20 protein-coding genes are annotated in these 24951 nt (G+C 41.1%); 9 read left to right on the forward strand and 11 right to left on the reverse strand.

All coding sequences use genetic code 11. The annotated features are described in order from the left end of the window. Positions 1-34 precede the first annotated feature (34 nt). Positions 35-1993 carry a DNA topoisomerase (ATP-hydrolyzing) subunit B gene (gene gyrB / locus AC570H_RS12135; protein WP_497355143.1) on the reverse strand — a complete coding sequence of 653 codons (1959 nt, stop codon included), beginning with the start codon at positions 1991-1993 and terminating at the stop codon, positions 35-37. 254 nt (positions 1994-2247) lie between these two features. Between gyrB and AC570H_RS12140 the strand changes: the two genes are divergently transcribed. Then, the gene (locus AC570H_RS12140; RefSeq protein WP_497355145.1) at positions 2248-2847 is read left to right on the forward strand and encodes an OmpH/Skp family outer membrane protein; all 600 of its coding nucleotides are present in this window, start codon (positions 2248-2250) and stop codon (positions 2845-2847) included. A 64-nt stretch (positions 2848-2911) separates the two neighbouring features. Next, entirely contained in the window at positions 2912-3370 is a 459-nt protein-coding gene (locus AC570H_RS12145; RefSeq protein WP_497355147.1) for a nucleoside deaminase, read from the forward strand. An 81-nt stretch (positions 3371-3451) separates the two neighbouring features. Here AC570H_RS12145 and AC570H_RS12150 read toward each other — a convergent pair whose 3' ends face one another. The 6 genes from AC570H_RS12150 to AC570H_RS12175 all read right to left on the reverse strand — a co-directional run bounded on the left by AC570H_RS12150 (position 3452) and on the right by AC570H_RS12175 (position 15793). After that, positions 3452-5422, reverse strand: a complete 1971-nt coding sequence (locus tag AC570H_RS12150) for a tetratricopeptide repeat-containing sensor histidine kinase (protein WP_497355149.1) — start codon at positions 5420-5422, stop codon at positions 3452-3454. A 237-nt stretch (positions 5423-5659) separates the two neighbouring features. Beyond that, positions 5660-7585 carry a redoxin domain-containing protein gene (locus tag AC570H_RS12155; RefSeq protein ID WP_497355151.1) on the reverse strand — a complete coding sequence of 642 codons (1926 nt, stop codon included), beginning with the start codon at positions 7583-7585 and terminating at the stop codon, positions 5660-5662. 240 nt (positions 7586-7825) lie between these two features. Further along, on the reverse strand, positions 7826-9259 hold the full coding sequence (locus AC570H_RS12160) for a TolC family protein (RefSeq protein WP_497355153.1): 1434 nt from the start codon (positions 9257-9259) through the stop codon (positions 7826-7828). After that, positions 9252-12422: an efflux RND transporter permease subunit gene (locus AC570H_RS12165; protein ID WP_497355155.1), complete on the reverse strand. Its 3171-nt coding sequence runs from the start codon at positions 12420-12422 to the stop codon at positions 9252-9254. The genes AC570H_RS12160 and AC570H_RS12165 overlap by 8 nt, the downstream gene beginning before the upstream one ends. Before the next feature lie 22 nt (positions 12423-12444). Continuing rightward, positions 12445-13527: an efflux RND transporter periplasmic adaptor subunit gene (locus tag AC570H_RS12170; protein ID WP_497355157.1), complete on the reverse strand. Its 1083-nt coding sequence runs from the start codon at positions 13525-13527 to the stop codon at positions 12445-12447. Between the two features lie 349 nt (positions 13528-13876). Then, positions 13877-15793, reverse strand: coding sequence for a TlpA family protein disulfide reductase (locus tag AC570H_RS12175; protein WP_497355159.1), 1917 nt, complete (start codon positions 15791-15793; stop codon positions 13877-13879). A gap of 146 nt (positions 15794-15939) precedes the next feature. On the opposite strand from AC570H_RS12175, the gene AC570H_RS12180 reads away from it, so the two are divergent. Continuing rightward, on the forward strand, positions 15940-16680 hold the full coding sequence (locus AC570H_RS12180; protein ID WP_497355161.1) for an EcsC family protein: 741 nt from the start codon (positions 15940-15942) through the stop codon (positions 16678-16680). Positions 16681-16843: 163 nt separating this feature from the next. Here the strand turns inward: AC570H_RS12180 and AC570H_RS12185 are convergent, their stop codons facing one another. From AC570H_RS12185 to rfaE1, 4 genes are read right to left on the reverse strand one after another with little or no spacing between them, the layout of a single operon-like run. Further along, complete coding sequence (locus AC570H_RS12185; RefSeq protein ID WP_497355163.1) at positions 16844-17236, reverse strand: RNA-binding S4 domain-containing protein; 393 nt, start codon at positions 17234-17236, stop codon at positions 16844-16846. A gap of 34 nt (positions 17237-17270) precedes the next feature. Beyond that, positions 17271-17765 carry a D-glycero-beta-D-manno-heptose 1-phosphate adenylyltransferase gene (gene rfaE2, locus AC570H_RS12190; RefSeq protein WP_497355165.1) on the reverse strand — a complete coding sequence of 165 codons (495 nt, stop codon included), beginning with the start codon at positions 17763-17765 and terminating at the stop codon, positions 17271-17273. Positions 17766-17774: 9 nt separating this feature from the next. Further along, complete coding sequence (locus AC570H_RS12195; protein ID WP_497355167.1) at positions 17775-18338, reverse strand: D-sedoheptulose 7-phosphate isomerase; 564 nt, start codon at positions 18336-18338, stop codon at positions 17775-17777. A 3-nt stretch (positions 18339-18341) separates the two neighbouring features. Continuing rightward, complete coding sequence (rfaE1, locus tag AC570H_RS12200) at positions 18342-19286, reverse strand: D-glycero-beta-D-manno-heptose-7-phosphate kinase (RefSeq protein ID WP_497355169.1); 945 nt, start codon at positions 19284-19286, stop codon at positions 18342-18344. Positions 19287-19537: 251 nt separating this feature from the next. On the opposite strand from rfaE1, the gene AC570H_RS12205 reads away from it, so the two are divergent. From AC570H_RS12205 to AC570H_RS12230, 6 genes are all read left to right on the forward strand, one after another. Next, the gene (locus AC570H_RS12205) at positions 19538-20356 is read left to right on the forward strand and encodes a 2,3,4,5-tetrahydropyridine-2,6-dicarboxylate N-succinyltransferase (protein ID WP_497355171.1); all 819 of its coding nucleotides are present in this window, start codon (positions 19538-19540) and stop codon (positions 20354-20356) included. Position 20357: 1 nt separating this feature from the next. Beyond that, positions 20358-21329 carry a glycosyltransferase family 9 protein gene (locus AC570H_RS12210; RefSeq protein WP_497355173.1) on the forward strand — a complete coding sequence of 324 codons (972 nt, stop codon included), beginning with the start codon at positions 20358-20360 and terminating at the stop codon, positions 21327-21329. A gap of 5 nt (positions 21330-21334) precedes the next feature. Beyond that, complete coding sequence (locus tag AC570H_RS12215; protein ID WP_497355175.1) at positions 21335-22117, forward strand: DUF5672 family protein; 783 nt, start codon at positions 21335-21337, stop codon at positions 22115-22117. Then, positions 22110-22676 (forward strand): L-threonylcarbamoyladenylate synthase, encoded by a 567-nt coding sequence (locus tag AC570H_RS12220; RefSeq protein WP_497355177.1) that lies wholly within the window; start codon positions 22110-22112, stop codon positions 22674-22676. The genes AC570H_RS12215 and AC570H_RS12220 overlap by 8 nt, the downstream gene beginning before the upstream one ends. A 108-nt stretch (positions 22677-22784) precedes the next feature. Then, entirely contained in the window at positions 22785-24191 is a 1407-nt protein-coding gene (locus AC570H_RS12225) for a CCA tRNA nucleotidyltransferase (RefSeq protein ID WP_497355179.1), read from the forward strand. Between the two features lie 61 nt (positions 24192-24252). After that, a complete protein-coding gene (locus AC570H_RS12230) occupies positions 24253-24906 on the forward strand; it encodes an IS1096 element passenger TnpR family protein (RefSeq protein ID WP_497355181.1) in 654 nt (217 codons plus the stop codon). Positions 24907-24951 lie beyond the last annotated feature (45 nt).

Here is a 24951-nt window from a genome sequence, read left to right on the forward strand (position 1 = left end):
GGATAGCCTGGACTATCAACTGTAGACTAGCCTGTTAGGCGTCTATTTTTGCATATTTGGCATTACGCTCAATAAACTCTCTGCGTGGTGCAACTTCATCACCCATTAGCATAGAGAAGGTATGATCGCACTCTGCTGCATTTTCGATGGTGGCTTTTAACAAGGTACGGTTAGCCGGATCTAAGGTTGTTTCCCAAAGCTGTTCTGCGTTCATCTCTCCCAAACCTTTATAGCGTTGGATGTGAACGCTTTCTTCCTTACCCGCACCTTTTAAACGCTGTACCGCAGCATCACGTTGTTGATCATTCCAGCAATATTCAAACTCCTTGCCTTTTTTAACTTGATACAGCGGTGGGGCTGCAATGTATACATAACCCGCTTCGATCAAGCTCTTCATGTAACGGAAGAAGAAAGTGAGGATCAGTGTGGTAATATGCGATCCGTCAATATCAGCATCCGTCATGATAATGATTTTATGGTAGCGAAGTTTGCTCAAGTTTAAAGCTTTGTCATCTTCTTCCGTGCCTATACTTACGCCAAGCGCGGTAAACATGTTCTTGATCTCGTCGTTCTCGTAAATCTTATGCTCCATGGCTTTCTCCACATTCAGGATCTTTCCTTTCAATGGCAAGATCGCTTGGAAATTACGGTCGCGGCCCTGTTTGGCGGTACCACCCGCCGAGTCACCCTCCACCAGGTACAATTCGCATTTTTCTGGATCAGAATCAGAGCAATCGGCCAATTTTCCTGGCAAACCAGAACCGCCCATAACGCTCTTGCGCTGTACCATTTCCCTCGCCTTGCGCGCGGCAGCACGTGCTGTAGCGGCTAAAATCACCTTGTTAACGATCATTCTGGCTTCTTTCGGATTTTCTTCCAAATAGTTACCCAATGCTTCGCCCACGGCTACATCAACTGCACCCATCACCTCAGAGTTACCTAATTTGGTTTTGGTCTGCCCTTCAAACTGAGGTTCTTGTACCTTAACCGAAACTACGGCTGTTAAGCCTTCTCTAAAGTCGTCGCCGGTAATCTCAAATTTTACGTTTTTAAGCAAGCCCGATTTTTCGGCATAAGCTTTCAACGTACGGGTTAAACCACGTCTGAAACCTGCAATGTGCGTACCACCTTCGTGGGTATTGATATTGTTTACATAAGAGTGTACATTCTCCGAGTAGCTGTCGTTGTACTGCATGGCCAACTCAACCGGAATGCCACTTTTGATGCCTTCTACATAAATAGGCTCAGGAATTAACGACGGACGTGTGCCATCTAAAAACTGAACAAATTCTTTTAAACCACCTTCAGATTTGAAAACTTCCGAAAGGAAAGTGCCATCTTCATTGGTTTCACGCTCGTCGGTTAACGTTAGGCTGATTCCTTTGTTCAAGAAAGCAAGTTCGCGCAAACGGCCAGCTAGGGTGTCGTAACGATATTCAGTAGTTTGGGTAAAGATCTCTGCATCTGGCTGGAAAGTTTGGATCGTACCGGTTTTATCGGAAACACCGATTTCCTTTACGTCAAACAAAGGCTTGCCTCTTTCGTACTCTTGGGTAAAGATTTTGCCTTCGCGGTGAACTACGGTCTTCACATGGATCGAAAGCGCGTTAACGCAACTCACACCCACACCGTGCAAACCGCCCGATACTTTATAGGTATCTTTATCGAATTTACCACCGGCGTGCAAAACCGTCATTACGATTTCCAATGCCGATTTGCCTTCTTTTGTATTGATGCCCGTTGGAATACCACGGCCATTATCTTCTACGGTAATTGAATTGCCTTTATGAATGGTGACAAAAATGTCTGTACAGTAACCTGCCAACGCCTCATCAATCGAGTTGTCTACCACCTCATAAACCAAGTGGTGCAAACCCTTAACTCCAGTATCACCAATATACATGGAAGGACGCTTACGAACAGCCTCTAAACCTTCTAAAACCTGTATATTATCTGCCGAATAATTTGACTTTGGATCTTTTTCTTCGCTCATAATTTTGTTTAATACTTAAAGAATCAAAAATAACCATTTTTTGCCGAATTAAGGCAGATGTGGATAACTATTTGAGTGTTAAAATCGTATAAAAATGATTAAAAAATGCTTGTTTTTAGGATAGTCGGTTTTGATTTTTATATTTGCTAAAATTTAACCAATTCGAACCTGATCTTTTGAAACGAACGGCGAAGTAATAAAGTGAAAATCAAGAACGTTCAATCTTTAGATATAAATCAGAAAATTAAAATTAAATGAAGATAACAACCTTAAAATTAGGAAGCTTGCTAACTGCAACGGCTATTGTTTCTGTGATGGCTGCGTGCGGAAATAAAGACAACAAAACCGAAACCACTCCAGCAAAAACCAGTACCGCTACGGTATCGGCTGACGAAAAAATCGTATATGTGAACTCTGATTCATTGTTGACCAAATACGAGCTTGCCAAAGAGATTAAAACCAAGATGGAAACCAAAGGCAAAGCAGCAGATGCCGACCTGAATGCAAAGAGCCAGGCGTTTCAACGCGAGGTACAACAATACCAACAGCAACAAAACACCCTTTCTGCCGACCAAAGAGCTGCCACAGAGCAAAGATTGGCCCGTAAGCAACAAGAACTACAGGCTTACCAGCAAAATGCCGGTGCAGCCCTTCAAAATGAAAATGCCAAAGAGCAGGAAGCTTTATACAACAAAGTAACCGAATACTTAAAAGGCTACTCGAAGACCAAAGGCTATAAAATGGTATTAACCTATACAAAAGGCAGCACCATTTTATTTGCAGACGAAAGCCTTGATGTAACCAGCGAAGTATTAAAAGGACTGAACGAAGCTTACAGCAAAGACAAAAAATAATAGCCAAAGGCTACATCCTAAATGCTCCGAGCAATCGGGGCATTTTTTTTGCTTGAAATTTGATATGGAACACGAAAAATTTATGCGGATGGCCATACGTCTGTCTGAAAAAAATGTATTAGACAGTATAGGAACTCCTTTTGGTGCCGTGATTGTAAAAGACGGAAAAGTGGTGGCCAAAAGTGCCAACAAAGTAGCCCTGAACAATGACCCTACCGCACATGCAGAGGTAGCTGCCATTCGCTTGGCCTGTAAAAAGCTGCAGACTTTTGATTTGAGCGGTTGCGTAGTGTATACCAGTTGCGAACCCTGCCCCATGTGCCTCGGCGCCATTTATTGGGCAAAAATCGAAACGATCTATTATGCCAACACCAAAGAAGATGCGGCTGAAGCCAATTTTGACGACCAGTTCATCTATAAGGAGATCGAACGACCAATGGCCCAACGTAAGTTGCCTATTAAGCAGCTGTTGAGAGACGAGGCATTGAATGCATTTCGGCTTTGGAAGTCAAAAGCTGAGTAGTCGATAGTCGGACATCGGAGCTGCTTAGCCAGCCTTACCTATTCCATTTTCCATCTTACCTCTCCCATTTTCATCTTCCATCTACCCTTTTACTTCTTCAGCGATATTCAATTCGATATTGATCGATGTTCCCTTACCAATGGTTGATGAAACATCCATCTTTCCTTTGAGGTATTCTACCCTATTTTTGATGTTGCTAAAACCTATGCCGTTTCCTTCGTTAATGGTTGAAGTATCAAAGCCCTTGCCGTTATCTTCTATATCGATGAGAAAAATAGCTTCATTTTGGCTGCATTGCACCATTATTTTTGAAGCTTGGGCGTGCCGCACTGCATTTGACAGGATTTCTTGCACGATCCTGTAAATATTGGCTTGTGTAGAGGCAGGCATATTTTGGCCAAGGCCATAAGCCAAGAACTCTAGTTGCAGTTCGTTGCTCTCCAGCGATTCGCAAAGATCGCGTAAAGCAGCTTCCAGCCCCACCCTAAGCAAGCTCTCGGGCATCATGTTACGGGCAATCCTACGTAATTCTGCTACAGAGTGGTCTATTTGCAATATCACTCCATCAAGGCTTTGCTGTTTTTCCATTTTAGATTGTCTTGAAAGATTTATCTTAATACCGGCCAAAAGGCCTCCAATGCCATCATGCAGGTCTCGCGCTACCCTTTGTCTTTCACGCTCTTCGCCCTGCAACATGGCTTGTGTTAGTTTCAGTTCTTGTTGTTGTTCAATTTCCCTAAGCTGCTGCGCAGAAAGCCTCTTACTCTTTCTGTAGAGCAGGAAAGAAAATAGGGCCACAAATAGCAAGGCCATGCAGCCTATACCCAGCAGCCAATTGAAAAGCCTATTGTTCTTCGCCTTAAGGGCCTCTTCCTTTTTCTCGGCTTCTAATTCAGCGATTTTCTTCTTGTGTTCTGCATTTTTAAACTTCACCTCCATAGCGCCTATCTCCTGCTTGAGGTTTACATCATAAACGCTATCCCTAATGGTAGAATATTGCTTAAGCCATTGATAGGCCTTTGGTACTTGGCCCAATCCCGCATACGTCTCTGAAAGGTCGAAATAAACCCTTTGCTTATTGTGGATGGACAGGTTAGGCTCGGCATTCATAAATTCAAAGAGCGTAGCTAGAGCGGCCTTATAGTTCCGTTGTTCTTGGTAGATGAAATACTTCTGATAAGCCATTTGCTTTACCATATAGGCATTCTGGATACCTTTGGCCATCCCGATCCCTTTGTCAAAACTTTTTAGGCTGCTTTCGTAGTCCTTGAGTGCTTTGTAATACATGCCTTCTGCCAGGTAGTATTCGGTATTGGCCACGGTGATGGGTTTCCCTTGCAACTGCTTTGCCGCCTTATCGAGGATGACCTTCGCCTGATCCAAGTTTTTCCTCGTAAAAGAATAATTCTCTACGAGTAATCCATATGCTTTTACCAAATCTGTATAGGGAGTTCCTTTGCCTTGGTAATAGGCAATGGCAGTTTTATAGTATTCTTCTGATTTTTCAAACTGCTCATCGTTCATAAACGTCATTGCAACGTCTTGGTGAAGCATACCAACCAATGTACTGTCTTTACTCTGCTTGGCCAATGGTATGGCCTTTAACAAGGCATTTATATAGCCTTTGGCATCGTCTTTTGCCTGTTGATGCAAGGCATAGTTACGCAGGCTTTTTGCACTTAAAAAAAAGGCCTCGGGGGTTTTCAATCGCGCCATGGTTTGGCTCACTTGCACAAACAGCGCTTCGCTGCGCACGGGATCTGTGTCCCAACAGATATAAGCTTCGCAATAAGGTGCAACCGCATGCAGAAAAGGAGATTGCTCCTTAATTTTTTGGGCCTGTTGCAAATAAGGCTTTGCTTTTTCTACATCAATGAGCGACCAATATAATGACAGCAGGTAATTGAGCCTTGCCTTAACCTCCATCGATTTCTCGGTTTTTAGGACCAGCTCCAAACTATCGGCATTGTATTTCCTGGTAAAAGGAAATTGTGCAGAGGCAGGCAATAACGAAATCAAAATAAAGCCAATAGTGGCCAGAAGGTTCTTCATCTTTACAAATTTGAATCAATTAACTCAAAGTTAAAATACTGGTTTTCGTGGATTTTATAATCCCCTTTTCAGTTAGTTTTCTCTAGCTTTTTAAAGGGTCAAACAAAAGGCCCGATCCCGATATAAATCGAAACAGGGCCTCTGCATTTTACTGTCTAAAATCTCTTGCTACGGATTAGACCATCCATAAATATTCAAACTGCAGCGCTGTTCATCCATTACTGAGCGATGCATTGTTTATTTCTTGGCATTATCTTTATTTGCTGATCTGGCAAGCGCAATCATCATATCCAGTTCTTTTACGGTTCCATCGGCAGTGCCCCCAAAACCTACCTTCTTAAATCGGATATTCCCATCTCCATCGATGATATATTTTTGCGGAATTCCATCTCCACTAATGTTGTAGCTATCGATCACATCAAACCTACTCGGATCCTGCTTGTTTTTTGTGTCGAGCAATACGTTAAAAGTATAAGGTGTAGTTGCCAAAAAGTCTTTCACTACTTTTTCTCTATTTTCTTCTGTTTGCCAAGTGTTAACAAACAAAAACGCTACACTGGGATCGTTTTTGTATTTATCAACTGCTTTTTGCATGCCTGGAAAGGAAGCAACACACGGTCCGCACCAAGTTGCCCAATAATCAACAATAACCACCTTACCTTTTAGGCTTGCCAAGTCGACTTTTTCTCCTTTTAAATTCATCAGGGCAAATGCCGGAGCTGGTCTTTTGATCATTTCCTTCTCAAACTTGGCTCTTTCTTTGGCAAGCGCTTCTTTTTCTAAGGCCGCGTAGTAGACATCAAAAGCTTCAGTACCTTTATAAGCGGCCTTTAAATCGGCTTTCATCTGTTCGGTTCCCTGACCTTCTTTAATGAATTTCTCTGCATATTTCTTAACCTCTTCGTTTTTGCCGTTTTTCCTTAAGAAAGTAACATAACGCTCATTCATCTCGGCATTTTTAAACTCATATGCACTCACTGCTTTTTCTTGATAAACCAAAGCTTCGGCGCTTTTGCCCAAATGATCGAGCAATAAGGCATAAGTATCGGCATACATGCCATAATTGCTTTCTATACCTTTTAGGTAACTTTCTTTAGAGGCATAGTAAGACGGCATAGGATCATTTTTGGCAGCTTCTAATAGATCGAGCGATTTTTTGGAAATCTTCGCACTAAACTCGACGTTCTCCTTTTTTTCAGCGTTGGCCCAGGCAAAACTATTGTAAATGCCTGCCAAGCTTACTTTATTTGTTACTTTATTAGCATAGAATTCAAATTTCTCATTGTTTTTAGCTGCACCATAAACACTGGCCAATTGTGCATAGAAACCCTCTATTTTTTCGGCATCTGCTTTTTTATTAGGATCGAGCTTAAATTCGGCTATAATTCCTTTGAGTAAGGCTTCCATCTTCACAGGATCCTTTTCCCTATAAAACGCATTTGCCTTTTGACCATAGGCATACACCCCCATTGGGTACTTGCTTAATATTAAATTATTAACAGAATCTGCTGAAGGTTTTTTCTTAATTACAGTATATAAACCAGCTAAAGCCTGCATTTCCATCTCCGTTGGTTTTGTTATCTTTTTCAATTGGGCGATCTCCCCATCGATCATCTTTTCGCCACCAACCTTATCAATTCCATACTGTAACGACATGTAGGCTATCAAATATGTTTTTCTCATAGCTGGATCTATTTTGAAGGCATTTTCAAGAGCTTGCAAGGCTTTGCTTTTATCTGATTTAATACCAGCCAATGCAGCGCCCATTCCGTTATAATAAAAATATTCCCAATAATAGGCCATGGCAGTTGGTTTATCGCCTTGATAGAAAAGTGTATAATAACCGTTTGGATTGTCGTCTTTTGTGCCATCCGCAGCAAAAGTAAGCACGGCAATTGCAGTACTGTCAACCGGGGTAAAACTGCCCTTGTAAACAGATCCCTCTTTGGTAAGGTCAATGTTTACTACTTTTTGTTTCTTGTTTACAAAGGTTTGCGCCACACATTTCACATTGGCCAAACCGTCCAGTTTGCCTCCTTTGGCATCGTATTCGAAAGATAAGGGTTGTCCAGCTACAGGAGTAGCCGATGAGAATTTAACGCTTTGGGCATAGCTACTGCCTAGTACCAACGCCAACGCCGCTGTTAGAACTAATTTTTTCATGATAAATCGGGTTAAGTTTAAGGTTAACTAAATATATAGTTTAATTTTTAGATTTCCAAATTTTTTAACCTATTACTAACTGATTAACTACAAGTTAGGCTATAATACCCTCTACAGATAAACAAAATGGCGTTGCGATCAAGACAGAAAAATAAACCCTTTCGAAGAATATCCTTCTGCGTTAATCACAACGCCATAAAAATGACGGCAATAATTGCCTAGTTTGAAATTGACCTTCTCTTAATTCCAGCCCCCACCTAGAGCTTGGTAAATATTAACCACTGCGTTTAGCTGCTGCTTTTTGGTCTCGATCAGTTCTAATTTCGATTCCAATGCATCGCGTTGGGTCATTAATACTTCAAAATAATCTGCTCTGGCCGATTTGAACAAATCATTCGATATGTCTATCGATTCGGTGAGCGCCTTTGCCTGTTTGGCTTTGAGATCATAGCTTTTTTGCAGGTTGTTAATATTCGACAATTGATTGGCCACTTCAATGTAACCATTCAAAATGCTACGTTCATAATTGTAAACAGCCTGCAATTGCTTCGCGTTGGCGGTCAAGTAATCTGCTTTAATGGCATTTTTATTAATTAGCGGTCCGGCCAAATCGGCTGCCAGCGAATAGAATATGGATTCTGGCGTTTTTAACAAATAAGATGGATTAAAAGCTTGATATCCTATGGATGCAGAAATGCCTAACGAAGGATAAAACTTGGTTTTAGCTACTTTAACATCCAATTTTGCCGCAGCTAGGTCTAACTCTGCCTGTTTAATATCAGGCCGATTGGCCAACAGTTGCGATGGAATTCCCTCTTGAACACTTGGCGGAACAAGCTCGGTAAAACTGGTTTTGCTCCTTGGGATAGGTTGCGGAAACCTGCCCAATAAAAAGTTGATTTTATTTTCAGTGGTGGTAATATCCTTTTGGATATCAAACTCCATGCTTTTTGAGTTCAACACTTCAGCTTCAAATTTCCTTACGGCAAGCTCAGTTACACGGCTAGCTTGTTTTTGGATTTTCATCAACTCTAGCGCGTTGTTTTGCAAAGCGATATTCTTTTTCACAATATCCAGCTGGTTATCCAAAGCCAGTAACTCGTAATAAGAATTGGCTACTTCTGCCACCAAATTGGTTACCACAAAGTTTTTGCCTTCAACGGTTGACAAATAACGGGTAACAGCTGCTTTCTTCGAGTTGCGGAGCTTGTGCCAAATGTCTACCTCCCAATCGGCCTGTAAGCCAAACTTATAATCTGGCAATACCTCTGGCACTTCTTTTCCAGGGGTAATTTCTGTTGAGGCATCGCCTGCGCCAGAACTCGTATAGCGGCCAACTTTTTCCAAACCAGCCCCAACACCATAACTTACGCTAGGCAAAAGTTCGCCTTTTTTTGCCCTGACCTCATTCTTTGCAATTTCAATTTCCTGCAAAGTAATGTTCAATTCCTGGTTGTTTTTTAATGCCGTATCAATCAGGTTAGCCAAATCAGGATCTGTAAAAAACTTGCGCCACTGTATATTTGCGCTATTCAATGTATCAGCAGAAGCATTAAAAGTTGCAGGCACATTTTTATTTTCGGCACGTTGTGCCACCTCGGGAACTTTACAGGCTGTATATGCAACGCATACCAAACCCAAACCAAGGCCTTTGTAAATATTACTCTTAAACATTGTCTTCAATTTCTTCGGTTAACGGAAGTTCTTCTTCGATTTTGATCAGCTTGTGTTTCTCGGCTATCTTGGCAAAAACATAGTACAGTCCAGGTATCAATATTACACCGAACAAGGTACCTATCAACATTCCTCCAGCAGCTGCAGAGCCGATGGTTCTGTTGCCGATTTTTCCGGGACCGGTGGCCATCATCAAAGGGATCAAGCCGGCAATAAAGGCAAATGAGGTCATCAAAATTGGGCGAAACCTTACTGTAGCCGATTCTATGGCGGCTTTCATTACCGAAGCACCCTGACTATGGCGTTGAGATGCGAATTCTACAATCAGCACTGCATTTTTACCCAATAAACCAATGAGCATCACCATGGCTGCCTGCGCATAGATATTGTTTTCCAATCCAAATAATTTAAGGAACAAATAAGTACCAAAAATACCGGCTGGCAACGAAAGGATTACGGCCAAAGGCAATACAAAGCTTTCATATTGGGACGCCAAAATCAGATACACAAAACCCAAACAAATTAAAAAGATATAGATGGCTTCGTTGCCGCGAGATACCTCATCTTTGGAAATACCTGCCCAATCGATGCCAAAACCTCTTGGCAAGGTTTTTTGCGCCACTTCTTTAATGGCATTGATGGCTTGGCCCGAGCTATAGCCATCACCTGACTGTCCGCTGATCTCCGAAGAATTGGAAAGGTTATGTCGGGTGATCTCCGAGAGGCCATACACTTTTTCCATTTTCATAAAGGCAGAAAAAGGCACCATTTCATCCCGGTCGTTTTTAACCGACAACTTTAAAATGTCTTCCGGCAAGGCACGGTATTGCGGCAAGGCCTGTACCATTACCTTATACTGGCGGTCGTACTTGATGAAACTGGTTTCGTAATTACTGCCCACAAAGGTGGAAAGCGTGTTCATCGCATTGTCGATGGTTACGCCTTTTTGCTGTGCAAGGTCGTTGTCTATGTGCAACATATACTGTGGGAAACTCGCACTATAGAAACTAAATACAGACGAAAGTTCAGGGCGCTTATTCAGTTGTTTTACAAAGTCGTTACTTACCGTTTCCATCTTTTTGTAATCGCCACTACCGGCTTTATCCAACAAACGGAGTTCGAAGCCGCCCGCCGCGCCATAGCCCGGCACTGCTGGTGGCTGAAAAAACTCAAGCGTGGCACCCGGGATATCCTTTGTCTTTTTCTCTAGTTCATCAATTACATCCAAGGCAGAATTTTTCCTTTGGCTCCAATCCTTTAAGTTAATTAAACATGTTCCTGAATTGGAACCGGTACCTTCCGTTAGAATTTCGTAACCCGCCAACGACGACACCGACTGCACCCCTTCAATGCTTTTACAGATCGTTTGGAGTTTTTCGGCCACCTGATTGGTACGCTCCAAAGTAGAGCCTGCCGGGGTTTGGATAATGGCATAAACCATCCCTTGGTCTTCGTTAGGGATAAAACCTGAAGGTACAGAACCATTTAACAACCAGATACTTACACAGAAAACGATCAATGCACCAAACGTAACAGCCCTACGGCTTACCAATTTGTTCAATACATTTTGGTACCTGCCTGTTAATCGGCCAAACCAATTGTTAAAACCATCCAAAACCTTATCAACCACACTTTTCTTTTTAGGTTTGCCATGGCTGTTTTTTAACATAATGGCACACAATGCAGGCGTAAGCGTAAGCGCAACAATACCCGATAGGATAATAGCGGTTGCCATGGTAATGGAAAACTGCCTATAGAAAATACCTACTGGCCCCGACATAAAGGCTACCGGAATAAACACAGAGGCCATAACGAAAGTAATGGCAATGATAGCCCCGCTAATTTCCTTCATGGCGAGCTGCGTTGCTCTTAAGGCTGACAGACGCTTGTCATGTTCCATTTTGGCATGTACCGCCTCAATTACTACGATGGCATTATCTACCACCACCCCGATAGCCAGCACCAAGGCAAACAAGGTAATCAGGTTTAGCGTGATGCCAAAAAACTGCATAAAGGCAAAGGTTCCGATAAGCGATACCGGTACAGCAATGATTGGGATTAATGTAGAACGCCAATCCCCCAGAAACAAGAAAACCACCAAGCCTACCAAAATAAATGCCTCTATCAAGGTGTGGATTACTTTTTCGATCGAGGCATCAAGAAACTTAGAAACATCGTAGCTGATTTCGTAATCCAGGCCTTTTGGAAAAGAGCTTTCCTTAATCTCGGCCATTTTGGCCTTTACATCTTTGATTACCTGGCTTGCATTGCTGCCATAAGACTGTTTCAATACAATAGCTGCAGAAGCTTTTCCGTTAAGGTTGGAATATAAATTATAGGCAGAACTTCCAAATTCGATGGTTGCTACATCTCTAAGATGCAACAATTCGCCGTTTGGATTGGCGCGTAAAACGATATCGCCATATTCTTTTTCGGTAGTAAATCGGCCAGAATATTTCAGTACATATTCAAAAGCCTGTGAGCGTTTACCAGAACTTTCGCCGGTTTTGCCTGGCGATGCTTCTAAACTCTGTTCATCCAAGGCCTTCATTACCTCGTCTGCAGAAATTTTGTAGGCCTGCATACGGTCTGGTTTGAGCCAAATCCGCATGGCATAATCGCGATCGCCCAAAATATCGGCAAAACCTACGCCATCAACCCTTTTAAGTTCCGATAGTAAGTTGATATCCGCAAAATTGTAAAGGAATTTCTGGTCTATTTTTGAATCATTGCTATATAAGTTGATGTACAGCAACATGTTTGATTCTTCACGGGTAATTTTTACGCCTTCGCGCACTACCAATGGCGGTAGCTTGTTGGTTACGGCCGCCACACGGTTTTGTACGTTAAGCGATGCCTGGTTGGGATCGGTACCCAGATTAAAGATCACCTGTACACTGGCTTCTCCATCGTTACCCGCATCAGAAGTCATGTATTTCATTCCCGGCACCCCATTAAGCGCACGCTCCAACGGAATAATTACCGACTTGATCAGCAATTCGTTATTGGCACCGGGGTATTCGGCAGTAATGTTCACCTTTGGTGGCGAAATAGAAGGAAATTGTGTTACGGGCAGGTAGGAAATTGCCAGCGCGCCCAAAAACACAATGATAAGAGATATAACTATAGAAAGGACTGGCCTTTGTATGAATTTACCAAACATAAGATCAAGTTTTAGGGATTAATTATTCGGCTTTTAATCTTAATTGATTAACTACCTGTTTCGGATCCTGGAATTTATAGGTGATCTTATCGTCGTCTTTTACTTTCTGAACACCTTCAAGCAATATCTTATCGCCGGTTTTTAGGCCGTCGGCAATGATATACAAATCGGGCAGCTCACCAGCTATGGTAATGGCCCTAGAGTGTACCACATTTCGGCTATCCACTACAAAAACATAAGTTTTGTCCTGTACATCATAAGTTGCTTTTTGAGGAATGACCAAGGAATTTTTAATTGGCACCACCATTTGGATCTTGCCTGTTTCGCCGTTTCTCAACAAGTTGTCGGCGTTGTTAAACCTCGCCCTGAAAGCAATGTTTCCGGTTTCGTTATCAAATTCGCTTTCGATAACTTCTACCTTGCCTTTTGATTTCAATAATTGGTTATTGGCCAAGAGCAGGCCTACATCTTGCGTAACTTTTGCTTTTGCCGACGACTGATAGCTCAAATATTCTGGCTCTGATACGTTGAAGTAGGCAAAAACCTGGCTGTTATCGGAAAGGCTGGTCAGCAATGCGCCTTCATCAACCAAGCTGCCCAGTTTTAGAGGAATACGATCAATAGTACCATCAAATGGTGCCCTGATTTCGGTAAACGACAAATGAAGCTTAGCCAGCGATGTTTCTGCATTTGCAGCTTGCAGCTTTGCTTTGGCCATAGCCAGTTCGTTTTGCGAAACAACGTTTTTATCGGTTAGCAGCTTTGTATTTTGAAGCTCTATTTCGGCCGCTTGTTTTTCTGCCTGTGCCTTTAGCACTTCGGCCTGAAATAATTTAGGCATAATCCTGAACAACAACTGTCCGGCACGTACATGCTGGCCTTCATCAACATAAATGTTTTGCAGATAGCCTTTTTCTTGGGCTCTAACTTCGATGTTTCGAACAGATTTGATCTGCGAAACATACTCTTTGGTAAATGAGGTGTCGATTTGTAGAGGAGAGGTAACTGCACAGGTAACTACTTCTTCTTTCTCTTCTTTTTTTGACGTACAGCCTGTTACGTAAATCAAAGCACTCAAGGCGAGGCATATGATGTTTCTTTTCATTGTGTTAACTAGTTTTTCTGATTTGTTTTCTTCTAATTTGTAGGGCAATCCATCTATGAAATTGGCTTTCTGTATTTAGCAACTCCGCCAGCTTGTTTCGATAAACTAGTGCACCCTATCTGGTTATTAATGGCCGAAATAACTACAGATTTATGAAGTTATAATGAAGTTGAAATTCAGGTCATATGCCCTAAGCAATGTAGCATGGCAATTTTATGGCCTGAAAAGAAAGAAATCAGTGTATACTTTACACTAAGATGAAGATTGCCTCTTTAAAATTTAGGCAACAACAAAAAAAGCAATATTTCTATTGCTTTTTTTATCTAAGGATCAGGAAATTAAGAAGCTATCATTTGCTGTCTTTAACCAATGCAATCATCCTGTCTATTTCATTGACGATTCCCGTTTCTGTTTCGGGAGCTCCTACTTTTTTAAAGCGGATATTGCCTTTTCCGTCAATCACAAATTTGGTAGGAATGCCTGGCACTTTGTACGCATCAACTACGTCAAACTCCGATGGATTATCTTTGCTTCTCGAATCAAATAAGATGTTGAACGTATACGTTTTTGTGGCCAGCCAGTCTTTCACTTCCTTTTCCCTATCGTCTTCTCGTTGCCAGGTATTCACAAATAGGAACACCACACTCGGGTCGTCCTTATACTTATTAACTGCCAATTGCATCCCTGGAAAAGAAGCAAGGCAAGGGCCACACCAAGTTGCCCAGAAATCTACAATCACTGTTTTTCCCTTCAAACTGGCTAAGCTTATCTTTTCGCCTTTTAAATTTGTTAACGAAAAAGCCGGCGCAGGCACGTTGATGATTTCTTTAGCGAGTGCGGCTTCTTCTAGTGCAGCGGCTTCTTTTTCTAGTCCGATGTAATAAGCGTCAAATGGCATCGAACCTTTATAAACCGCTTTGAGGTTTTCTTTAAGCTTTGGAGAAGAGGTACCTGCTTTTACAAATTGTTCTATATAGCCACCCACTCGTTCAGACTTACCGCTCTTCATCAAAAGATCTATATACCTTTCGTTCATTTCAATGCTTTCATAGTTGTTTTGTTTTACGCCCTCTTCTACCATTGCAAGCGCTTCTGCATCCTTACCAGCTGCAGCGAGCAAGGCCGCATAGGTATTTTTATAAGCATTGTACGTATCGTTTTGACTTTTTAAATAGCCTTCTTTGGTATAAAAATATTCCTTGTAGTAGTCAGGCATCTCTTCTTTCATTACCATTTCCATTACCTCTAATGACCTTTTTGAAATTTTTAAGGCAAAATCCAAATTCTCCTTAGTTTGGATGCTTTTCGTAACAAAGGAATTGTAGTACATGGAGCGGTGTTGCTTTAGCGTGCTCTTTTCAATATATTCCATTGTTTTTTCAGCGTCTTTAACATTTGCAAAGGCAATTCCTAAGCGCACGAAAGAGCTTGCAACCTTAGCAAAATCGGCTTTATTGTTGAGGTCGAGCTTGAAATCAGCAATTGTCTTTTTTAGAGCCGCCTCTTTTTTATAGGCATCTTTTTCCTTAAAAATACTGTCTAAGGTAAATTTTAAGGCATAAGCTCCAGTTGGGTATTTTTGTCTTATCAGTTTGTTGGTCGCATCTTCACTTGCTTTGTCTTTTAAAAAAACATAGATCGATGCCGTTTTTGTCAGGTTCGATTCTGAGGTTCCGCGTTTGGCATAAATATCAATATACTGTTTTGCCATTTCGGTTGCCTTGGTTTTGTCGATTATGTTTTGCGAAACCAAAAAATCATTGAGGTATTGCTCTTTTAAAGCTGGATTTGCTTTAAAGGCTTGTTGATATCGATCGAAGGCCTTGTCATTGTTTGTTTTGAGCTTAACTAATCTGTTTCCAAATCCAGCATATAAATAGCCCTCTACAAAAAGGCTCATTGGCGTAGCTGTTCCATTTTTATAGAATTTGGTAAAATAACCTGCCGGATTTTCGTCTATGTTTTCGCCAGCAAAAAAAACAAACAGAGCCAAGTGTGTTGAATCAGATGGCGTAAACTCTCCTTTATAGCTATCACCTACCTTAACAAGCTTTATCTCTCTATTGGTATAGCTGTCTCGATTTGAAAAGGATTTAACTTGACATCCGATAGTTGCATACTGACCCAATGTGCCTCCCTTTGGATGATACTCAAAACTGATTGGCTTGCCAATTTCAGGACTTGCACTGGAAAATTTAATGGTTTGGGCATGAATCTCCGCCAATAAGGCAATGGACATCAAAAATAATAGGAATGTTTTTTTCATAATGGTTACTTACAATAGAACTAGTTTTTTAGTTAACAACTAAATGTATAGTTAATATATTTTACATCCAAATATTTTATTGTAATAATTGCTCAGATTTTAGTCTAACCATTTGAAGGAATGATTTTTGAAGTAAACGAAAGGCTATGGAAAACTACGAGAAACAAATAAGGTATGAATTGGAGTTTTGGGAATTGGAACTCATGAAAAAGCCTTCTCTTTTGGGCAATTTGGCTAATAAGGTACAAACAAAGCTCAACAGCTATATTCCACAAAAGGTGCACAACGCCATTACGGTTACGATTAAGCAAATGGTTAAGGCCGTTCTTTTTGGCTCGACCTATACTACGGCAAAAATGCCCGACCTAGAGATGAGTTTGTTGCACAGGGAAGCTTTGGTGAAATCAAAAATAGATTCTTATAGCAAGACAGGCGCAGCAGAAGGAGGCATAACTGGTGCTGGAGGCTTTTTAATGAGCATGGCCGATTTTCCGATCCTGATCGGCATTAAGATTAAGCTCCTTTTCGAAATTGCATCTCTTTATGGCTTTGACGTAAGGGATTACCGTGAACGTTTGTACATCCTACATATCTTTCAATTGGCCTTTTCGAGCAAAAGAGGTACTCAGCGAATATTTAAGCAAATGCAAAACTGGGAAAACAAATTGATCATCCTGCCAGAAAGTGCCGACCAGTTTGATTGGCAAACCTTTCAACAAGAATACCGTGATTATATTGATTTAGCTAAAATGGCACAGCTGCTTCCTGTAGTCGGCGCGGCCGTAGGTGCGGTTGCTAATTACCAATTGCTTCAAAAATTGGGCAAAACGGCCATGATGGCTTATCGCTTGAGAGTGCTCAATCGGCAACCTTTGAGCTTGGAATGAGGGTATTAGGATTAAAGTGGAAAGTTGAAGGTGAAAAGTCAAAAGTGGAAAGTTGAAGGTTGAAGGTTAAAAGTGGAAAGTTGAAGGCTGAAGGTTAAAAGTGGAAAGTTATAAACTATCAACCATGGACTACGGACTAAAGACTTTTGACTTCAGACTCTAACTAGTCTTCTTCAAAAAAATTGTCCAGCAAATCGTCTGTTTCCCTTCTGTCTTTCTTAGTTGGCCTGCCTGTTCCGCGATCACGTTTGAGGTTTGGCGCATGAAACACCGATTTAAAGGCATGTGTTTCTTCAACTGGGGTCAAATCTTTGTACTTGGTTACGGCTATTTTGGCTTCGGTACGGTTATAGGATAAGTCAACCACTTCGATAACTTTCTTTTCTATTCCTTTAGATACCTGATAAACATCACCTACCTTTACAATAGCAGATGGCTTGATGTTCTGTCCGTTTAGCTTTATGCGGCCTGCTTTACAGGCTCCTGTGGCCAAACTGCGGGTTTTGAACAGCCTGATGGCCCAAAGGTATTTATCTATCCGTAATTTTTCTTCCATAAAACGTTCAAAAATACAAACTGGTAATTATGGTTTAAAGACTATTAATTTTATTGATAATCGAGGTAGTAGAATAACCGTCGAGGAATTTTACGATTTTCACTTCGCCTCCATTATCCTGTACTTCTTTTGCGCCCACGATGGTTTCAATTGTATAATCGCCACCCTTAACTAATACATCAGGCAGTATTTGCTTGATCAGGCGCAACGGTGTTTCTTCTTCAAAAACAACAACTGCATCTACACAGCTCAAGGCGGCGAGCATTAAGGCCCTATTCTGTTCTAGATTAATTGGCCTATCATTGCCTTTCAACTTTTTCACGGAAGCATCAGCATTCAATCCGATAACAAGCTTACTACCCAAAGAAGACGCTGCTAGCAAATAACTGAGGTGGCCAATGTGTAAAATATCAAAACAACCATTGGTAAAAACAATCCTTTCCCCTTCCCTTTTCCATTCTTCAATTTGAGAAAGTTGATCGATTGACCAAATTTTTTGTGCGCTCAATTTTTCTAGGTTATCAATCATAATCATGAATTAGTTGGCCAAATCTACAGCCGAACAAATAATATGTCCTATCAAAATATGCATCTCTTGGATCCTTGCCGTTACCATAGATGGCACTATAATATTCAGTTCGCAACAGTCGTTCATAGCGCCTCCATCTCTTCCTGTCAAGCCAAGTGTTTTACAACCCGATAACTGTCCAAGCTTTAAAGCTTTGATTACATTTTCACTATTCCCGCTCGTAGAAATGCCAATAAGCACATCACCAGGATTTGACAAACCTTCTACCTGACGTTCAAATATGCGCTCGAAGCCATAATCATTTCCGATCGCAGTTAATGCCGAAGTGTCGGTTGTTAAGGCAATGGCGGGCAAAGATTTTCTTTCCTTCACAAAACGGCCGGTAAACTCAGCAGCAATGTGTTGTGCATCTGCAGCAGAACCCCCATTCCCAAATAGCAATACTTTATTGCCATTTTTCAAGCATTCTACAATCATTTGAGCTGCCTTTGCAATCACATCGCCTAATTGATCATGGCACTGGTTGGCAACACTGATGTGTTCAATAAATTGAGCTTTAACCTGTTCTTCCATTATTTATAAGCTTGGAAATTTTTCATTGATTTCTTGATAACTCGTTACCGCACTTCCTATTTTGCTCACTACAATTGCCGCGGCGTGGTTCGCGAAATCACAGGCTTCTAGCATCGATTTTTTTGAGGCTAGACAAACTGCTAATGAAGCCAATACCGTATCTCCTGCACCGGTTACATCAATTACATCTAAGGCCTTTGTTGGACTTAAGGTGAGTTTGTCTGCTGCATAAAATGCAATTCCATCTTCTGATAAGGTAACCACAACCTCATTACATTCGGTTATTTCCTTAATCGACTTACAAACTTCCTTTAGATCTTCATGATTTTTGATTTCAATTCCGCAAGCTAAAGCTGCCTCTTTTTTATTGGGCTTTATGATGCTCGCTCCCTTGTATTTGTTAAAATCAATTCCCTTCGGATCTACGATGGTCATGATTTTTTTTGCTCCGGAAATTTTAAAGATCTCGCTCAAAAAACCAGGAGTTAAAAGTCCTTTGTTGTAATCGGATATCACAATCACATCAAACGAATCTACTTTTTTCTTAAAGATTTCGATCAGCTCTGCCTCCATCGAGGTCACTATTTCTGTTAGATCTTCCTTATCCAACCTGATCAAATGGTGATGGGCTGCAATTACCCTTGATTTAACCGTAGTACAACGTGTATTATCCACTACAATTCCGTCACCTGAAACGCCAAAGCTTAACAATTCGTTCAAAACTTTAGTCCCCTGCTCATCGTCGCCAACTACAGAAATAATATCTACTTCGCAATCAAAAGCGATCAGGTTTTTCAAAACATTGCCTGCGCCGCCTAAAGTATATTCTTCCCTTTGGATTTCTACTACCTGTACTGGGGCTTCTGGCGATATCCTAGTGCAATTGCCATAGATATAGTGATCTATCATGATGTCTCCAACTACCAGCACTTTAATGTTTTTATCCACTTGGAATTAATTTAGTTATGAAATTTATACCAATCAAGTCAACAAAAATACGGTTATTTATGTTAATTTGATAAACACAGCGTGTATCTGCTCAACGTATGTTACGTTTTAAACAACCTGAACGCTACAATTAGCTAACGATTCAGCCATTTTTTTTACAGCATAAAAAATCAAAAATAGACAACAAACGACTGCGAGTTTACATTTAGAATAAAAAATTTGACTTATTTTGTAAAAAATTAGAAACAACCATGATTGGAGAATTAAAAAAGTTAGTAGAAGCCGCTTGGGAAGATAGATCTTTATTAGCCTATAACAATTATTGCGAAGCGATAGAAGAAGTAATTTTAAGATTAGACAAAGGCGAATTGCGCGTTGCAGAGCCTATTTTAAATAGCTGGGGAATTAACGAATGGATTAAGAAGGCCGTAATCCTGTATTTCCCAATCAAGGAAATGAAAGAAATCAAAGTTGGTCCATTTGTATTTCATGACAAGATGGAATTGAAAACCAACTACAAAGAAACCGGTGTTCGCGTAGTGCCTCATGGTATTGCCCGCTATGGCGCCTATTTGGCCAAAGGCGTAATCATGATGCCTTCTTATGTAAATATTGGTGCCTATGTAGACGAAGGTACAATGGTTGATACCTGGGCTACCGTAGGTTCATGCGCCCAAATTGGCAAGCGCGTGCATTTAAGTGGCGGCGTTGGTATCGGTGGGGTTTTAGAACCTGTACAAGCTGCACCGGTTATTATTGAAGACGATTGCTTTATTGGCTCAAGAGCCATCGTAGTTGAAGGCGTTCGCGTAGAGAAAGAAGCCGTACTAGGTGCAAATGTAGTATTAACTGCTTCTACCAAAATTATTGATGTAACTGGCGAAAAGCCTGTTGAATATAAAGGCATTGTTCCAACACGTTCGGTAGTTATTCCTGGTTCTTACACCAAAAAATTCCCAGCAGGAGAATTTCAGGTACCTTGTGCCTTGATTATTGGCAAGCGTAAAGAGTCAACAGATAAAAAGACTTCTCTAAACGATGCGCTAAGAGAAAACAACGTAGCCGTATAGCATGAAGATATTGGTTCGCATGCCAAATGCGTTGGGGGATTTAATAATGGGCATACCGTTTCTAGATGCGTTATGCCTAAATTATCCCCAAGCGGAAATTCACTTAATCATTAAAAAAGAATTAATTGACATAGCCGAACTCATCAAACACAAGGTAGTTATTCATTCGTTTGCCAAAAGCCATTATCGGGGATTAGGTGGTGCTTATAGTTATGGCAAGTCTTTTAGGAAAGAGAATTTTGATTTGCTTTTTTGCCTTCCAGAATCTTTTTCTTCTGCCGTAATGAGTGCCGCTACCCTTATAAAGCATAGAATAGGATTTAAAAATACTTGGTCTTCATTTTTCTTTACATCAACTTATAAAAGACCCATTGCACAGCACAGGGCATATGAATACGTTTTTTTATTAGAAAGCTTTGCAAACCTGTCCATTCCACAAAAGCCTCTAGAACTAGCACATCATAACAATCCAAAAACCGAACCCTTATTACTCATTAATTTTAATTCGGAAGCGGTTTCCAGGCGCTTGCCTATTGCAAAGGGCCGGGAGGTGATCAAGGATCTTGTAGCAAGCTTTCCACATGCCAAGTTTGGCGCTATCGGTGCCCCAAAAGAAAGGGAATACGTTGAACAATTGCTGGATGGATTTGAAGAAAAGATAACCAACTACGCAGGAAAGACAAGCTTAAAGGAACTCTCCAATTTAATGGCAAGTGCTAGTTTTGTTTTAAGTACAGATAGTGGTTCCGCTCATTTAGCTAATGGCTTAAATGTACCGCTTTTAGTTTTATTTGGCGCTGGAAATGAGCAAAATACAGCCCCATTCAATAAAGAAACGCTACATATCCTAAGGCTTAACGAACTTCCCTGCGAGCCTTGTGTAAAAAATACCTGTATCTATGGAGATCCGAAATGTTTGCAGCTCTTACCAAATTATAAAATCATTGAAGTGATCAGGCAATACCTCAACTAAAATTTATGGCATCTAGTGTAGTCGTTTTCCCGCTATATCAAGCGCCAAATGCTTTAGAATTGGCCTTTTTAGAAAATGGATTAAAGTTAACCCAGGGCCACAAACAGGTAATTGCAGCCCCAGAAGGATTGCAAATCGACGAGGCATTTGGACAACTGCAACAACTCGAAGTTAAACGCTTTGCCACGCATTTTTTTGAGGGCATTAAGGGCTATAACCAATTGCTGCTTTCGAAGACTTTTTACAAGACCTTTGCTTTATTTGATTACCTTTTGATCCACCAGGCAGACGTTTATCTTTTTAAGGATGAACTTAAATTGTGGTGCGAGAAGAATTACGATTACATTGGGGCGCCATGGTTTAGACCTGATAAACTCAACAGAAATAGCTTATTTAACTTTTGGCAACAAATTAAATTGGCTTTCAAGAAAAACAAGCTTTACGGTCAGCGCTACAACAAGGTAGGCAACGGAGGCTTATCGCTCCGCAAGGTGCAAACTGCACTTCAGGTACTAGAGAAAGTGGAAGATTCTGTACTAAAAACCTATACAACTAACGAAGGAGATGCCTTTAATGAAGACGTTTTTTGGTCTTTAGAAGCACCGAAAATAAAACCGGATTTTCGTATTCCCGAATGGCAGGAAGCGCTATGTTTCGCAGTAGAATTCCATCCCGAATTGGCTTATCGACACCTTAATGAAACTTTGCCATTTGGTTGCCACGCCCCATTAAAGCATCATCCAGAATTTTGGCGTAAATTTATACCAGAAATGAATTCACATGCTTAAAGAAGAAATCAATAAGGCTTTAGCCGTTTTAAAAGATGGCGGCATCATCCTGTATCCAACAGACACCATTTGGGGCTTGGGTTGCGATGCCACCAATGAAGCTGCGGTTGCCAAAATAAACGCGCTTAAAGGTCGCGCAGCAGAAAAAAGCCTCATCGTGCTTTTAGACACCGACAACAAGTTGCAAAGTTATGTAACCGAGATTCCCGATGTGGCCTATCAGTTGATCGAATATGCAGAAAATCCTTTAACCATCGTATTTTCGGGTGCTAAGAATTTGGCCAAGAATGTAATCAATGCCGATGGTACCGTGGGCATCAGGATTGTCAGACACGACTTCTGTGAGCAATTGTTGCAACGTTTCCGCAAGCCAATCGTCTCTACCTCAGCCAATATCAGCGGCCAGCCTTCGCCTCAGTTTTTCGACCAGATCAGTGAGGAAATCAAATCGGCCGTTGACCTGATCGTTGATTTGGAGCAAGAAGACCGAACGGTTAAAAAACCTTCAACCATTATAAAATTAGGTCCATCGGGCCAATTTGAATTTATAAGAAAGTAATCGCCAATAGTTTTTATTAATTTTGCTTTCTTTTGTCACCCGGAGAAATGAAGGGCCGTTATCAACAATAGACTCCTCGTTACGCGCCGAATGACAAAACTAATATTTATGCAAGAGCACCTACAAAATCCCATATTTAAAGTTTTGGCGCAAACAGTGGCGCAAACCCAAACAGAAGCTTATGTTATTGGCGGTTTTGTACGTGATCTTTTTCTAAATCGCCCATCAAAAGATATTGATATTGTGGTGCTGGGCAACGGAATTGAATTTGCCGAAAAAGTAGGGCAGCAATTGGGAACAAAGGTAGCCGTTTTTAAAAATTTCGGCACTGCCATGCTCAAATACAACGATTTGGAAATCGAATTTGTAGGAGCCAGAAAAGAATCATACCGTGCCAATTCGCGCAAGCCAATTGTAGAAAACGGTACTTTGGAAGATGACCAGCTGCGCAGGGATTTCACTATTAATGCCTTGGCCATTTCCTTAAATCCAGAAAATTACGGCAGTTTGATCGATCCCTTTTCGGGCTTGGCCGATTTGGAACAAAAACTGATGCGCACCCCTTTGGATCCGGAAATTACCTTTTCTGACGATCCATTGCGTATGATGCGTGCCATCCGCTTTGCTACCCAATTAGGCTTTAGCATAGACGAAACGGCTTTACAGGCCATCAAAAGCCAAAAAGAAAGAATCAGTATCGTTTCAAAGGAAAGAATAACTGATGAACTGAATAAGATCATCTTGGCTAAAAAGCCATCCATCGGATTTAACTATTTATTTGATACTGGATTGCTGCAGCTTATTTTTCCTCAAATGGCCAATCTATTCGGCGTTGAAATCATCAAAGGCAAAGGTCATAAGGACAATTTCTACCATACCCTGCAGGTTTTAGACAATATCTGCGAAACATCAGACGATTTGTGGCTACGCTGGGCCGCGATTCTACACGATATTGCCAAACCAGCTACCAAACGCTTCGAGGAAGGCCACGGCTGGACTTTTCATGGCCACGAAGATAGAGGTGCCCGTATGGTGCCACAGATCTTTGCACAGCTTAAATTGCCACTTAATGAGAAGATGAAGTTCGTCCAAAAACTGGTTCAGCTCCATTTAAGGCCTATTGTTTTGGCTCAGGAAAAAGTAACTGATTCGGCGGTCCGTCGCTTGCTTTTTGAGGCTGGCGAAGAAATTGAAAGCCTCATGTTGCTCTGCAACGCCGATGTAACGACTAAAAACGAATACAAAGTAAAGAAATACCGCAACAACTTTGAGTTAGTTAAGCAAAAGCTAAAAGACGTAGAGGAAAGGGATCAACTGCGCAATTGGCAGCCCCCTATCTCTGGCAACGATATTATGGAAACTTTTGGATTGGCTGCCGGACGCGAGGTGGGTTTGCTTAAAAATGCGATAAGAGAAGCGATTTTAGAAGGCGAAATCAAAAACAGCTATGAAGAAGCCTTTGACTTTATGCTAAAGAAAGCCAAAGAATTAGGTTTGAGCGAGGTAAAGAGCTAGACTTTGGCTCTTAAAATTATTTTTTATTTCTTAATTTTACAGACAGAAACAGAACAGCGCAATGGCAATTTATAGATTTAGAATTTCTTTTGAGGATTTTGACGATATAGTGAGAGAAATCGACATCAAAACCACCCAAACTTTTGAGGATTTACACCGGGCAATCCATCGCTCTACGGGATACAGTGCTGATAAATCATCATCATTTTATGTAAGTACAGACAACTGGATTAAGGGAGAGGAAATTGCCATCTTGCCTAACCAGCGTAAGATAGACAATGGCGTAAAGCTGATGGAGAATGCAAAACTGAGCAGTTTTATTGAAGATCCGCATCAAAAGTTCTATTACATCTACAATTTTGAGCGCCCCTACGATTTTCATGTAGAGCTGATCAAGATTATTTTAGAAAATGATCCGAATATCGAATATCCATTTTTGGTTAAAAGTACCGGAGAAGCACCTAAAATTATCGACAAGACCAACATTGGAAGCTTTGCAGCAACCAGCACTTCATCAGGCGATTTCGACTTTTTGAACGAATTGGATTTTGTGCCCGAAGATGCCGAAGAATTGGAAGCAATGGGTGGCAGAGGCATCAATGCCGAAGAAGTTGAGGAGGACGAAGAGGAAGAAAACGAAGATGAAAGCGATGAGTTTGCCAGTGGCGACGACTACGAAGAGGATTATGGTCGTGGCGATAAAGACGACTATTAACAGGTGATTGATTTGATTAATCCCTCCAATTTTTGAGTTAGGAGG

The organism is Pedobacter sp. B4419 (genome assembly GCF_059693725.1).

Excerpts from the sequence above, each read along its gene's own strand:
- gyrB (WP_497355143.1), bottom strand. The coding sequence starts at position 1,993 with ATGAGCGAAGAAAAAGATCCAAAGTCAAATTATTCGGCAGATAATATA.
- AC570H_RS12140 (WP_497355145.1), top strand. The coding sequence starts at position 2,248 with ATGAAGATAACAACCTTAAAATTAGGAAGCTTGCTAACTGCAACGGCT.
- AC570H_RS12145 (WP_497355147.1), top strand. The coding sequence starts at position 2,912 with ATGGAACACGAAAAATTTATGCGGATGGCCATACGTCTGTCTGAAAAA.
- AC570H_RS12150 (WP_497355149.1), bottom strand. The coding sequence starts at position 5,422 with ATGAAGAACCTTCTGGCCACTATTGGCTTTATTTTGATTTCGTTATTG.
- AC570H_RS12155 (WP_497355151.1), bottom strand. The coding sequence starts at position 7,585 with ATGAAAAAATTAGTTCTAACAGCGGCGTTGGCGTTGGTACTAGGCAGT.
- AC570H_RS12160 (WP_497355153.1), bottom strand. The coding sequence starts at position 9,259 with ATGTTTAAGAGTAATATTTACAAAGGCCTTGGTTTGGGTTTGGTATGC.
- AC570H_RS12165 (WP_497355155.1), bottom strand. The coding sequence starts at position 12,422 with ATGTTTGGTAAATTCATACAAAGGCCAGTCCTTTCTATAGTTATATCT.
- AC570H_RS12170 (WP_497355157.1), bottom strand. The coding sequence starts at position 13,527 with ATGAAAAGAAACATCATATGCCTCGCCTTGAGTGCTTTGATTTACGTA.
- AC570H_RS12175 (WP_497355159.1), bottom strand. The coding sequence starts at position 15,793 with ATGAAAAAAACATTCCTATTATTTTTGATGTCCATTGCCTTATTGGCG.
- AC570H_RS12180 (WP_497355161.1), top strand. The coding sequence starts at position 15,940 with ATGGAAAACTACGAGAAACAAATAAGGTATGAATTGGAGTTTTGGGAA.
- AC570H_RS12185 (WP_497355163.1), bottom strand. The coding sequence starts at position 17,236 with ATGGAAGAAAAATTACGGATAGATAAATACCTTTGGGCCATCAGGCTG.
- rfaE2 (WP_497355165.1), bottom strand. The coding sequence starts at position 17,765 with ATGATTGATAACCTAGAAAAATTGAGCGCACAAAAAATTTGGTCAATC.
- AC570H_RS12195 (WP_497355167.1), bottom strand. The coding sequence starts at position 18,338 with ATGGAAGAACAGGTTAAAGCTCAATTTATTGAACACATCAGTGTTGCC.
- AC570H_RS12205 (WP_497355171.1), top strand. The coding sequence starts at position 19,538 with ATGATTGGAGAATTAAAAAAGTTAGTAGAAGCCGCTTGGGAAGATAGA.
- AC570H_RS12210 (WP_497355173.1), top strand. The coding sequence starts at position 20,358 with ATGAAGATATTGGTTCGCATGCCAAATGCGTTGGGGGATTTAATAATG.
- AC570H_RS12215 (WP_497355175.1), top strand. The coding sequence starts at position 21,335 with ATGGCATCTAGTGTAGTCGTTTTCCCGCTATATCAAGCGCCAAATGCT.
- AC570H_RS12220 (WP_497355177.1), top strand. The coding sequence starts at position 22,110 with ATGCTTAAAGAAGAAATCAATAAGGCTTTAGCCGTTTTAAAAGATGGC.
- AC570H_RS12225 (WP_497355179.1), top strand. The coding sequence starts at position 22,785 with ATGCAAGAGCACCTACAAAATCCCATATTTAAAGTTTTGGCGCAAACA.
- AC570H_RS12230 (WP_497355181.1), top strand. The coding sequence starts at position 24,253 with ATGGCAATTTATAGATTTAGAATTTCTTTTGAGGATTTTGACGATATA.